General features: G+C 62.1%; 13 protein-coding genes. 4 read left to right on the forward strand and 9 right to left on the reverse strand.

Annotation, left to right across the window (positions count from 1 at the left end; genetic code table 11):
• Window positions 1-19: 19 nt before the first annotated feature.
• The 5 genes from IB262_RS32755 to traA form a co-directional block, all read right to left on the reverse strand.
• Window positions 20-409 carry a transcriptional repressor TraM gene (locus IB262_RS32755; RefSeq protein WP_192494358.1) on the reverse strand — a complete coding sequence of 130 codons (390 nt, stop codon included), beginning with the start codon at window positions 407-409 and terminating at the stop codon, window positions 20-22.
• 329 nt (window positions 410-738) lie between these two features.
• Window positions 739-1,344 (reverse strand): TraH family protein, encoded by a 606-nt coding sequence (locus IB262_RS32760; protein WP_192494359.1) that lies wholly within the window; start codon window positions 1,342-1,344, stop codon window positions 739-741.
• A 17-nt stretch (window positions 1,345-1,361) separates the two neighbouring features.
• A complete protein-coding gene (locus tag IB262_RS32765; protein ID WP_246802800.1) occupies window positions 1,362-2,501 on the reverse strand; it encodes a conjugal transfer protein TraB in 1,140 nt (379 codons plus the stop codon).
• Window positions 2,502-2,517: 16 nt separating this feature from the next.
• Complete coding sequence (gene traF / locus IB262_RS32770; protein ID WP_192494361.1) at window positions 2,518-3,048, reverse strand: conjugative transfer signal peptidase TraF; 531 nt, start codon at window positions 3,046-3,048, stop codon at window positions 2,518-2,520.
• Entirely contained in the window at window positions 3,045-6,347 is a 3,303-nt protein-coding gene (gene traA / locus IB262_RS32775) for a Ti-type conjugative transfer relaxase TraA (RefSeq protein WP_192494362.1), read from the reverse strand. The genes traF and traA overlap by 4 nt, the downstream gene beginning before the upstream one ends.
• A gap of 256 nt (window positions 6,348-6,603) precedes the next feature.
• Here traA and traC point away from each other — a divergent pair, with 256 nt between their 5' ends.
• From traC to IB262_RS32795, 4 genes are all read left to right on the forward strand, one after another.
• Window positions 6,604-6,900, forward strand: coding sequence for a conjugal transfer protein TraC (traC, locus tag IB262_RS32780; protein WP_192494363.1), 297 nt, complete (start codon window positions 6,604-6,606; stop codon window positions 6,898-6,900).
• Between the two features lie 4 nt (window positions 6,901-6,904).
• Window positions 6,905-7,120: a type IV conjugative transfer system coupling protein TraD gene (locus IB262_RS32785; protein ID WP_192494364.1), complete on the forward strand. Its 216-nt coding sequence runs from the start codon at window positions 6,905-6,907 to the stop codon at window positions 7,118-7,120.
• On the forward strand, window positions 7,107-9,080 hold the full coding sequence (gene traG / locus IB262_RS32790) for a Ti-type conjugative transfer system protein TraG (protein WP_192494365.1): 1,974 nt from the start codon (window positions 7,107-7,109) through the stop codon (window positions 9,078-9,080). The genes IB262_RS32785 and traG overlap by 14 nt, the downstream gene beginning before the upstream one ends.
• A gap of 85 nt (window positions 9,081-9,165) precedes the next feature.
• Window positions 9,166-9,435 carry a WGR domain-containing protein gene (locus tag IB262_RS32795; protein WP_192494366.1) on the forward strand — a complete coding sequence of 90 codons (270 nt, stop codon included), beginning with the start codon at window positions 9,166-9,168 and terminating at the stop codon, window positions 9,433-9,435.
• Window positions 9,436-9,447: 12 nt separating this feature from the next.
• On the opposite strand, the gene IB262_RS32800 is transcribed toward IB262_RS32795, so the two are convergent.
• From IB262_RS32800 to IB262_RS32815, 4 genes are all read right to left on the reverse strand, one after another.
• The gene (locus tag IB262_RS32800; RefSeq protein WP_192494367.1) at window positions 9,448-9,807 is read right to left on the reverse strand and encodes a DeoR family transcriptional regulator; all 360 of its coding nucleotides are present in this window, start codon (window positions 9,805-9,807) and stop codon (window positions 9,448-9,450) included.
• Window positions 9,804-10,085, reverse strand: coding sequence for a DUF6516 family protein (locus IB262_RS32805; protein WP_192494368.1), 282 nt, complete (start codon window positions 10,083-10,085; stop codon window positions 9,804-9,806). Before IB262_RS32805 ends, IB262_RS32800 begins: the two co-directional genes overlap by 4 nt.
• Window positions 10,086-10,307: 222 nt before the next feature.
• Entirely contained in the window at window positions 10,308-10,628 is a 321-nt protein-coding gene (locus IB262_RS32810; RefSeq protein WP_192494369.1) for a DUF736 family protein, read from the reverse strand.
• Between the two features lie 973 nt (window positions 10,629-11,601).
• Window positions 11,602-12,450, reverse strand: coding sequence for a DUF932 domain-containing protein (locus tag IB262_RS32815; RefSeq protein WP_192494370.1), 849 nt, complete (start codon window positions 12,448-12,450; stop codon window positions 11,602-11,604).
• Between the last annotated feature and the right edge of the window lie 15 nt (window positions 12,451-12,465).

Consider the following 12,465-nt stretch of genomic DNA (forward strand, 5'->3'; position numbering starts at 1 on the left):
AAGCTCGGCGCTACAAACCTCACCCATGCGGTCGCGATCGCGAAGGATCGAGGGCTCCTGGAGCCGGAGTGACTTCCTCCGGGCAACTGTCCCCCGGACAGTCCGTGGGCACCTTGGGGATGTAGCCCAAGACATCCAAGAGATCCGACAGCTTGTTCTGTTGCGCCAATGTTTTCTTCCGCCGAGCCAGGCACTCGGCTTCCAGGCTCTCGACCTGCGCGAAGGGAATGGAGCAATCCGACTTCGAGCGCTCCCATTCGTCGTACACGACCTGGTCGGACTCCATGAGCCGGCGGTGCTCACGCATCGCTTCGACGACAATAGGCTCCAGCTCAGCCTTACTCAGAGTGGCAAGGCGTGCGCAGTCGTTACCGCCGCTTGAATCTTCCTGCGTGTCGACTTTCTGCATCAATCACCGAGTTCGAATTTGGTCTGCGGTCCGCCCCCGCAAACGTTAATCCCTGATCCCAAGCCGGGGGTTGGAAACTGTACCTAGACAGTCCTGCGACCTTTAGCACCGGAGCACCTGGACATGCGTCGCAGGCCCACCGGCCAGTTGGCCAGAGGATTCTGATGTCGAAACGGCCGACATCAACCGCTAGGTAAGGGTTTCCACACCCCCGGGCAGGCGTACTGCCCTGCCGATCTTATAAAGCCGACCGCTTCATATAACCAGAGATAAGCTCGAGAATTTTAGAGTTTTTGCAGCAACAGCGGCCGGAAACGGACACGTTTACGTCAAGGTTTAGTATTGCCGATCCCCGAGAGATCGACGCGAATGTTGGCCTTGTTCGGATCCCCTGCAGCCTCGTCACGGAAGGGACCTCGCGAGCTTTCGTCAGGCTCTTCACTTGTGTCTTCAGCTGGCTCCGCCTCCTTCAGCCCGGCCACGTTGACATCTTTCGGATCAGGCGCCTTGAATACAGCCGTCCCCTCGAAATATCCCGTCTGCCAGGCAATGATGGCATCGTCGAACGCCTCATCGACAGGATTGCCGTACCATTTGACGACGATCCGGTAGACCTTTGCGAACAGCGCCGTCCCCATGCGGATGTTCTCGCAAGTGTCGACCAGATCGGGTTTTAGCTGGCCAGCTTCGAGAATGCCGAGACCGGCCGGATATTGGGTGATTCCGACACGCGTGACGTTTCGGCCGAGATTCTGGCGGATCAGCTCCATCGCCTCCTCGACCGTATTCGGTCTGGGAACGAGAATGATTCGGTTGCCGGAGCGCACAGTGACTGTCAGCGGATCGGGCGACCCGGCGCGCTCAATGAATTTTTCGACGATCGCGAGTTTCAAACCTGGATCGGCGCATTGCTTGATCAGGGCGGCATCGACCATCCGTACTTCTCCATATTTCATGTGTTAAATGCGGTGACGAGGGGCAGATCGAACAGCCGCGCCCAGGCGGCGGCGCTGGCTTTCTGGATGGCGACGATCGAGGTGCCCGATGTCCACCAGCCGTTTCCGGTCGCGACGATCATGTCGGGCGAATAGATCATCGAGTGGAGGACTGGCCATATCAGGAGCTGCTCGTAGCAGATCAGTGGCGCGATCCGGCTTCCCGCCAGGTCGACAATCGTGTTCGCGAAGAAATGCGCCCGGGCCCCTCCACCCTGACCTATCCAGCCCCGCCAGGGCTGCCACATAGAGCCCGGAACCGGCATCCGCTCACGGTAAAGAACCCTGGCATCACCGGCCCAGACCGAAACCAGCACATTGTCGTAGCCGTCAGGATCGACCACCGCCGCACCGGCAATCACCACCACGTTACGGCCGCGCAGGCCATCCTGCCAAAGGTGGCTGACGGTCGGCGTCCATAAGCCGAGGGCGCTTTCGGGCAGGAGAACGAACCGCGCGCCGCCGGCCGTCGCCTCCCGAACTGTCGCAATCATGTCACGATGGCGGTCAAGCGAACTATCTCGGCCAAGGCTCTCACCGAGTTCGAGGTCGACGCCCCTCCACCCCTCCGGTACAATCCCATCCGTCCACATTGCGGCGGACCAGAGCCAGAATCCTGAAAGGGTGATGGCGGCAGCCGGCCACCAGCGCGTCGTCATAACCGCCAGGCCGGCTGCAGCAGCACCAAGCCCCAACCAGCCCCAACCGGGAAAGACAACACCGGCCGCCGTCAGCGGATGCGCCCAGCCGGCAATCCCGAACGGCGGCACGGCCATCAGCACGGCCGCCGCTCCATAGCGCAGCGCGCTTTCCCATCCCAGGCGATGTGACCAGAGCGCCGTCTGCACAAGTACGAAACACAGCGACGCCGCGCACCAGAGCAAAAGCCCGGGCCAAAGATCAGAGTCATAGAAATTGGCGACACCCTCCGGCAGGCCGCGTGACGCTGCCAGGAAGTAGCCGGCCGAGACGAAAGCCGCGACCGTGCGCGATCTTGAATGCGCCCACAGCGCCGGAAACAGCATCGCGATCGGAAGGGCAAGAACATAGCCGCTCCAGCCGACTGCGCCGACGACGATGGATGCGCCGATCAGCATCGCGGCATGGACGCCATCACGGATCGAAAACGAGAAGCGGGCGAGCAAGCCCGAGCACGCCATTCGCGGGGACCGGCCCGAAATATCGACTATCATAGGAAGCCTCATAAGGAGAGGTGAGAAAGACGAAGCCGGCCGGCACGATCCCACCGGCAAACGGTTCAAGCGGCCGGTCCGCGCCGTCGCGCGCGCGAACGGCAGAATGCGTCAGCGCCGCGCCATCGATGACAACATTGCCGGCAACTTCGATGCGCTGGCCGGGAAGTGCTGCGACCGTCTTGATCAGCGGTGCGAAGCCGCCGGGGCAAAGGCCGCGGCGGAGATAGCCACGCTCAAACGCGAGAGCGAAGACCGCCGTCGGCGGCGGGCAGACAAAAACGAGATCATCGCGGGCGACCGGGCGTTTGACTGATACGATGCGCCACAGCCCGAGCGGCTCGCTGGGAGTGAGGTTGATCCGCAACCCTGCGAACCACCCGGCGGCGGAGACCGCGAGGAGACCCGCTCCGGCAATGCCGATGAAGACGACAACTTGCCGCCGGCTCACGGTTTCAAGACCTGGTTTTGACCCTGCGTCTGGCGCAAGCTCTCGGTCTTGCGGAGCGTCTCTGTGGTGCGCTCGTGGGCGGCAAGCTGCTGGGCCGTTCGCATCACGGGCCAGGCCTTTGCCAGCTTCTCGCGCTCGGTGGCCCCGAGCCCTTCGGCCGCCGTGTCGAAGACGCTTCCGCTCGGGGCGCGGGCAGCGTTCACAAGCAGGCTGCGCTCACCGAACCGTTCCGCCACCGCCTTGCCGAAGGCATTGATCTCGGTCTTGATCTCGCGGTTGCTGATTGCGTAACCGACAGCAGCCGACAGATCGTTGCGGTCGATGGCGTCGCGCACCCGTTCCAGCACGGTCAGCGCTGCCGGCGACAGCGCCGGAATGTCGATCGAAACGCGATGGCGCAGCGCCTGCTCTTCTTTGCGGATTCGCTCTTCGGCGCCCTGCCGCAGATCGAGATAGCGTTCGATGTCGCGCTTTAGCGCCGGCACGTTGACCTCGGCAATGCGCCTTGATTCTTTGTCTGCCTTCGAGGCGAGCAGACCTGTCTTGCCGGCAAGTGGGCCGATCGTGGCGGGAGCTGTGACCAGCCGGTCGAGCGTCTGTTTGGCAACCTGGCGATCGGTGAGAACGGTGTTGAAGTCCATCGTCCGGAAGGCCGTTTCCGGATCGGCGAACACATAACGGAAGCGGCTCGACAGTTCTTCCCATTGCTTTTTCACAGCGGGATCGGCGAGTAGCTTTTTCTCGACTGTGTCGTCGAGCGCCGTCGGGTTGAGGGGGATACCGGCAACCATCGGTTCGATCTCCTTTCTGGTCTGGGTTTTGCGGGTTTCAATGAGGCCGAGCCGCTCGCCGACGCCGCGCCAGCGAACTGCGAGATCGGTGAGCTTCTGCTTCTGGCGGACGGTCCATTCGAGCCGATCGTGCATCAGGGTGCGGGCGACGCGAACGATCTGCAGGCCGCGGTTTTCAGCAAAGCGCAGCGCCTGCCGGTAGAGCTCGCCACGCTCGTAGTCGAGCGTCGTTTCCTTGGCCGCGCGCCGCGACAGGATCTGCACGAGACCGCCGGCCTTGGCGAAGGAACGGGCGCCATAATAAAGCATCATGTCCTCGCGGTGGCGCGTCATCGCCACATAGGTCAGGTGGCGATCGAGCGACAGCGATGCGAGCACCTTCACCCGATCGACGGTCGCGCCTTGAGACTTGTGGATGGTCGTCGCATAGCCGTGGTCGACGTTGCTGTAGAGGCGCTGGTCGACAGTTATCTGACGTCGCTGATCGCCATCGCCAACCTCGGCCACGATGCGGCCGGGCGCCGCTTCCACGACACGGGCGATCATACCGTTTTTCACATTGAGAGCCGTATCGTTCTTCAGGAAGACGATCTGGTCGCCGGCGTCGAACTCGCGGACGCCCTCAGCTGTGGCGAAGGCATGGCCCTCGCCGACGATACCGCGATCGACCAGGCAGGTCCGCGCCAGATCGTTCAATGCGCGCACGTCGCGGCGAAGATGCGCGAGGATCAACGTGGTCTTTGCCGGATCGTATTCGTTGTTCCAGTCATCGACTAGCCGCTCGACGGCGGTCGCCTTGAGCTTCTCGCCTATGACGCGGCTCTGTGCCTGATAGACCCCGATTGCCTCCGCCACCCGGCCGCGGGCCAGATCGAGCGAGGCTGAGCGCATCCACTCTTCCCGTTGGCGATAGATGGTCTCGAGTTCGGCATAGCCGATGCGATTGACGATCGCCCGGAACGAGGCCCCGGCTTCGATCGGCTGGAGCTGGTCGGGATCGCCGATCAGCACGATCTTGGCGCCGGCCCGCACCACCGCTTCCAGAAACACCGTCATCTGTTTCGAGGCCACCATGCCGGCCTCGTCTAGGACGAACACGCTCTTCGCATCGAGTGTGTTTTTGCCTTCTCGCCAGCGCAGTTCCCAGGACGCCAGCGTGCGACTTTCGATACCGGCTTCGCTCGAAAGGCCCTCGGCCGCCTTACCGGCGAGCGCTCCGCCGACGACGCGGTAGCCGGCCATCTCCCAGGCCTCGCGGGCGGCCTTCATCATCGTCGTCTTGCCGGCCCCGGCTCGGCCGACCACGGCGGCGATCCGGGCGCTGCCCGCGACATGTTCGATTGCCGTTTTCTGCTCCGGCGAGAGGTTGCCATGACGCGCAAACGTCGTCTCGAACACCTTCTCTCTTACGCCGTGGCCTTCCTGTTCCGACAGCCAGATCGAGCGTCTGGCCATCTCGGCTTCCAGCCGGATCAGATCCCGCGTCGTGTAGCGGGCGCGGATGCGCTCGCCGGTCGTAAGATCGATGGCGTCACGATCGATCCGCAACAATTCTTCGCTGCGCAGGAGACGGGCCATAACGCCTTGGAACGTGCCGGCATGGTCGATGTAGCGGTGCAGGACCTTGGCGATGTCGCGCTCGTCGAACACACTCTTCTCGGCGGACAGGAGATCGAGCACGACCTCCGGCCGCTTCAGGATTCGCGCGGCGTTCTCGCCGCGCTGGGCGTTCAGAAGATCTATCCGTTCCAGCGATGGCTGCCATCCCTGCTGCTCGGCCTTGCGTTGGATCGCGCGGGCGCCGACACCGACATGAACGGAAGGCACGAGATCGATCCCGCGTTCGGCATAGGAGCGCCCGTCGACGCGGATCTCGAAACCGCGCAAGGCCAGATGCTCGTTCTGCAGGTCGAGCCAGCGGGTGCGCTGTTGCAAGAACTCGGCCTTCTCCCCGGCCCAGAGGCGGTACTGGATCTTGCCGCGTTTGGTCCGTAGCGGCTGACCGTCCTCGCCGGCGACCACGATCTTCTTCGCCCCGAAACCGGTCTCGGTCAGTGGGCGCAGCGTCGTCATCAGATGCACATGCGGATTGCCGGGTTCGTCGTGATAGACCCAGTCGGCGACCTGCCCGCGCGACAGCACCTGCTCGAACACGAACTGCCGCATCAGGGCGATGTTTTCGGTCTTCGACAGTTCGACCGGAAGCGCGATGATGAATTCCTTGGCGAATTGTGCGTCCTCGCGTTTCTCGAACCCCTCCACCTTGTTCCAGAAGGCTTCGGCCGCACCCGCGACCGAGCGATCGGCGGTCAGCGCAAGTGACCATTTCGGAGCATCGGGCGGCAGCAGGAATTCCTCATGTCCGAGATTGCGCTTGTTCGAATAGTCGACGGTGCGCGCCTCCGCCTCGTAACTCATTCTGGCGCAATGGCGATACGCGGCCGACAGCACGGCGCTGCGGCCATTGCCGCGTCCGATGAGCTGGGGCGTGAAATGCGTGATAGCCACGGGGAAAACAGTCTCCTGACAGGAACGAGCACCGTGTTCGTCAGGAGGCGGAGGCCCGGCCTCGACGAGGCCAAATGCAGGCGTCGCGTCAGCGACGTATTACTGCGCCCTTGGATCCGCTCCTTCGGAACGGCGGGATCATCTCCCAAGGCGTCGGCTTTGCCGACTGTAGAATAAACGGGGGTGCGCTTCGCGCCTCCCCCCGGCAATCTCGGGCTCCACGCGTCGCTATATCGCCCAAGGAGGTCCAACTGGAATGAAGAAACCGTCATCGAAGATCAGGGAAGAAATCGCCAAACTGCAGGATCAGCTGAGGGCAGCCGAAACCCGCGAGGCCGAGCGCATCGGTAGGATCGCATTGAAGGCCGGTCTCGGCGAAATCGAGATCGAGGAGGCCGAGCTTCAGGTGGCCTTCGAAGAGGTCGCTGGTCGGTTTCGCGGAGGAAAGGCAGCTGCGACCGGAAAGAAGAATGCCGGTGAGAGCAGGACGGGTGGCGAACCGTCCGCGACGGTCACACCTGGCGCGAATGCGGGCAGCGCTGGCGAGGCTTGAGCGGATGAAGCGTTCCACGACATCCGAAGCGCGAAAGAAGGACACGCGCGAGAAGATCGAGCTCGGCGGCCTGATCGTCAAAGCCGGTCTGCGCTACGAGAAACGAGCGATGTTGCTCGGGCTGCTGATCGACGCGTCCCGCCGTCTGCGCGGTGACGAACACGAACGCACCCGATGGACGGCCATCGGCGCGGAGGCCTTCGGCGATGACGGCGAATAGGATCCTGCTGACGGTTATCCCGGCGCTGCTGATGATCGCCGTCCTGTTTTCCATGACCGGGATCGAGCAATGGCTGCCCGCGTTCGGAAAGACCAACGACGCGCGGATGATGCTGGGACGCATCGGCATTGCATTGCCCTATGCGGCGGCCGGTGCGATCGGAGTCGTCTTCCTGTTTGCGGCGAACGGCGCTGCGAGTATCAAGGCGGCGGGATGGAGCGTTGCGGGCGGCTCGGCCGTCGCGGTCCTCGTCGCTGCGGTCCGCGAGACAGTCCGGCTTTTGCATCTGGCGAGCAGTGTGCCGGCGGGCGGTTCGGCCTTCGCCTATATCGATCCGGCGACATCGCTCGGAGTCTGTGCCGCGTTGTTTGCCGGCGTCTTCGCCCTGCGCGTCGCGATGAAGGGCAATGCGGCTTTCGCCAAGCCCGCGCCGCGCCGCATTCGCGGCCAGCGCGCCATCCACGGCGAGACCGAATGGATGAAGATGACGGAGGCGGCGAAACTGTTTCCGGACGCCGGCGGTATCGTCATCGGCGAACGCTACCGGGTCGATCGCGACAGCGTTGCCTCGGTGGCGTTTCGTGCCGAGACACACGAGACCTGGGGCAATGGCGGCAAGCCTCCGCTGCTGTGCTTCGATGCGAGCTTCGGCTCGACGCATGGCATCGTCTTTGCGGGCTCCGGCGGTTACAAGACGACCTCGGTGACCGTACCGACGGCGCTCAAATGGGGTGGCGGCCTTGTCGTGCTCGATCCGTCGAGCGAGGTCGCACCAATGGTGAGCGAGCATCGTCGACGGGCCGGTCGCAACGTCATCGTGCTCGATCCAGCATCACCGGAAACCGGCTTCAACGCGCTCGACTGGATCGGGCGCTTCGGCAGCACAAGGGAGGAGGATATCGTCGCGGTCGCAACCTGGGTGATGACCGACAATGCACGGCAAGCATCGGCGCGGGACGACTTCTTCCGAGCTTCCGCGATGCAGCTCCTGACGGCATTGATTGCCGACGTCTGCCTCTCCGGTCATACGGAAAAGAAGCACCAGACCTTGCGTCAGGTTCGCGCCAATCTTGCCGAGCCGGAGCCGAAGCTGCGCGAGCGCCTGACGCGCATCTACGACCAGTCGGAATCGGATTTCGTGAAGGAGAATGTCGCGCCGTTCATCGCCATGACACCGGAAACCTTTAGCGGCGTCTACGCCAATGCGGTGAAGGAAACGCACTGGCTGTCCTATCCGAACTATGCGGCGCTTGTGTCCGGCAATACCTTCTCGACCGACGATCTGGCGAAAGGGGAGACCGACGTCTTTATAGCCCTCGATCTAAAAGTGCTGGAGACCCATCCGGGTCTTGCCCGCGTCGTAATCGGATCGTTCCTGAACGCGATCTACAATCGGAATGGAAGCGTTATCGGGCGGACGCTCTTCCTGCTCGATGAGGTCGCCCGGCTTGGCTATCTGCGCATCCTCGAAACCGCCCGGGACGCAGGCCGGAAATACGGCATCACGTTGACGATGATCTTCCAGTCGCTCGGACAGATGCGCGAATCCTACGGTGGTCGCGACGCCACGTCCAAATGGTTCGAAAGCGCAAGCTGGATCTCGTTTTCCGCGATCAACGATCCCGACACCGCCGACTATATCTCCAAGCGCTGCGGCGACACCACCGTCGAGGTCGATCAGCTCAGCCGCTCGACGCAATCGTCCGGTTCCTCGCGCACGCGATCGAAGCAGCTCGCCAGCCGCCGGCTGATTCTGCCCCATGAAGTGATGCGGATGCGCGCCGACGAACAGATCATCTTTACGGCGGGCAATCTGCCGCTGCGATGCGGCCGCGCCATATGGTTCCGGCGTGATGATATGAAGGTGCGCGTCACTGAGAACCGCTTCTATCGAGTGTCTGAAGAAATGGTGACGAGAGAGGACGATGGCGGCAATGCCGAACCGACGCCGGTCACATAAGGCATCACCGTTTTGAATCAGTCGACGCCTACCGATTCAAATCTATTGTTGGACGCAAAGGCTGGCTTGCTCAATTCTGTACGGCATGATCACACAACCGTACGAGCTCTACGTCGAACGCATCGACGCTTCGAAAAACATGGCGCGATTTTATGCCATGTCTATTGAGCCAACGTTGTTTGGTGAAGCCTGCCTTATGCGGCGTTGGGGACGCATCGGCTCCAGCGGCAAGGGTCAGACACACCATTTCCTTCGGGAAGAGGAAGCGGTCATGCTCTTCCTTACACTGGCGAGAAAGAAGCGCTCGCGAGGTTATCGGCCAATTCCGTTCTCGGGCCAGGACACGATAGCCTGAGTGGCGGCTGGATCAGGCCGCCGCCTTTACGTCGAACTCGAAATGAAGCTGGTCATAGCAGAACTCCACGCCAGCCTCCGTCCGGTCCAGCACGCCCGCGTTGACCAGGGTCGTGACGTCCCTATGCACAGCCTGCACGTCGCGACCAACGCGGCGAGCGACCTCCCTTATCGCCAGCGAGCCTTGACCGGCCATCGCCTTGACGATCGCAAGCCGGGAAGGCGCGAGAACCTTGTGCATATCGTCGTAGCTTTGGAAGTTCACAGATGGCGTGGCGGGCACGACGATGCCTTCCAATGCCTTTTGCCCGGCATTCACGAAGCGGGCCTTGGCATCGGAAATCGAGCTTAATCTGATGACCAGCGTCCTCATGCGAGTATCCTTTCCATGTCTGCCTGGAACGCGTCGAACAGTGCTTCCAGCGTTGTGAATTCAATCGGTTCCTCGATATCGCCAAGATGGCGATGGTCACCTTTGCCCCGCTCGTTGTCGTAGCGCATGACGCATTCGCCGTTGACGATCAGCGCCAGCCGGTATTTGAACGGGTGGTTGCTACCGGGAACGGGCGCCGGCAAATGCCACAGAACCGTCTCGAAAAACGCGGTGTCGCTGACGACGGTTCTGGATTTCTCGATCAGCACGGCTTCCATGTTGTTTTCGATAACATCACTGAGCGTTGTTGTCAATAACAACAGATGCGGATCTTGCGTAGCAAAGCCGGCGGCGGGGTTCGATACCCTGGCGAAGGCTCAAAAGCGAGGATCGCCGGGATCAGTTCTTTCGAGAAGGGCCAGTCGCACCGGCCCTCCCCTCGTGACAGCTCCGACCGGTTCCATTTGCCGGTTTTGATCAACCCAACGGTGGCTGTCCCCTCAATCCCACGGGATTACAGCCATCAGCTCTTCGTCGTCCTGACCGGGATAGCGGCCGAGATTGGCGTTTAGCCTTCCATGGCCGGTATTGATGCTGAGGCTGTAATAGTCTCCCCCGTTCTGGTTCTTCCGCTGCCAGATCGCACCGATTTCGACCTCCCGGCCCCTCGGAGACTTGGCATAGAGACGGAAGACCGGAGCATCGGGATTGATGCTGCGGTTTTGCTTGCCGATGATGTCGAGATCATAGGAAATGGACGCGATGTTGCCGGTGAGCGTGCTGTTCTCACCGAAGCGGATGAAGTTTGCGTAGTCGGTCATTGTCTTTCTCCGTTTGTTTCCGGTTGCCAACCCAAAGGGGCAAGCCCCTCGGGCGAAGCCTCCCCGTTCTTTCCGGGGGAATGGCCTCTGACATTCCCCCGGACGGAGGGGGAGGGCGAAAGCCCGCCCCTCGGCGACGGCTGTCCGGGTCCAGGGGTCGTGAAGGGGAAAAAACGGAAGGTTCGGCCGCAGGCGGAAAGCCGCTTTTTCTCCGACGCGACAAGCGGCTTGCCGCGCCTGCCCCTTGATCCGGACAGACGGCGATGTCATGGGCGAAAACAAGCAAAAACGGCCCGCCATGGGCCTCATTACAGGGCGCTCTCGCGACCGCTCGTCAATTCATAGATCCGCGAAACCGGCCACCGGCCGGCTCCGTGCAATCGCCATTAGCGGTTTCAGGTCAAACGATATGAGCCGTGGGCACGGCGTTCGTTTCCCACGAGGCTCCGGAAAACCCTACGGCGCTATGTGGGAGCGCGGGTTTCCTCCGCCTGCTTCGCTCGCCAAGGCTCGCTCCGGCCGCGGTCGCGCCGCCCGTCGGCGCTGCGGCTGGAAAACGAAATGGCAGCGCTGCGCGCCGACTTTGTCTTGTCGATCGCGCCTTCGCGCAGTGAAATGCGCGTAGCCAAATTCGAAAAATATGAAGAGTATCGGAGAAATCAGCATAGCGCCGGCTTGCGGCCGGGATTTCGGGAAATCTCGCCGCGCCAGGGCCGGAAGAAGGGCAGCCGCAGGAGCTTCAGCATAGCGGCCCGAAGGGGAAGCGGGACCGACTGTCCCCGGTCCTTGGGCTCCGTTTTTCACGGGCGGGCGGGGAGTTTCGAGGGGTGGGGCGCTAGGGGCACCCCTCGCACCTGTCGCGCGCCGCTCGATGCGGCAAGGGGCAGGCACGCGGCGTCAACCGTGTATGATCGTCGTGTTGATGGATGCAGGAGATGCGCCGCCTTTATCGGCGGCGCTTCTGCAAACAGGGTCACGACTTCAAAGCCGCCATCCGCTCGCCAAGTAGCCATAGCGCCTTGTTGAGCTTGATATCCTGATCGATGCCGTTGACGGCACGGGACTTGACGCGGCGCGGTCTTCCGAGATCGTCATGGCCGACCCCGCGCAGACCACCTTTGACGGCATTTTCCTGCACTACATTCCAGACGGTCCAGAGGTCGTCGGCACGATCATCATGGCGACGCGGAACAAGCATTTGCTGCGCCTTGATCGGTGTCGTGGTTTCCCCCTCGCTGTCACCAAAGCGGAGGACATGCGCGGCGTCCGCAAGAATATCCCTTTCGTCGCTGTTGAGGCGCAGGGTCGACCAATCCTGTGGGGCGGCAAGCGTGCGTTCGGCCTCGCCAAGAACGCGATAGGTGCCCTCGATAACCTTGTTTTGCACATCGCCGGAATGGCGCACCTTGATCGCATCGATGGTGCCGGTCTGCGCAACCAGAGAGTTGAGGCAACGGACGCGGAAAAGCCCGGCCATCAGTTCGTAGGCGCTGGTTCCGTCATTGGCGTTTTTCAGGAGAATTTCGCAAACCGTGTCACCGACATTGTAGACCTTGCCATCGTCAACGCGCCGGAGCCGGATAAGGTGCTTGGTAAAATCGGCCTTGCCTTCCGTGCGGCTGCGCGACTGCTTCGCACCAACCGGCATAAAACCTTCCCGCATGAGGCCGCGCAGAACTTCGATGGTGGGGATGGGCTGGAAACGCTCGGACCGGCTTTCGTGCGCGCTCAGGGCGAAGATGGAGGGGGCGATGCGGCGCATTTCGGTTTCGGTCAGCGAACGGCCGGTATCGAAACGTGCGGTGTCGGTATAGATGGTCATTGTCTTTCTCCAAAG

This window comes from Ensifer sp. ENS02, assembly GCF_014851885.1.
Lineage (GTDB): Bacteria > Pseudomonadota > Alphaproteobacteria > Rhizobiales > Rhizobiaceae > Ensifer > Ensifer adhaerens.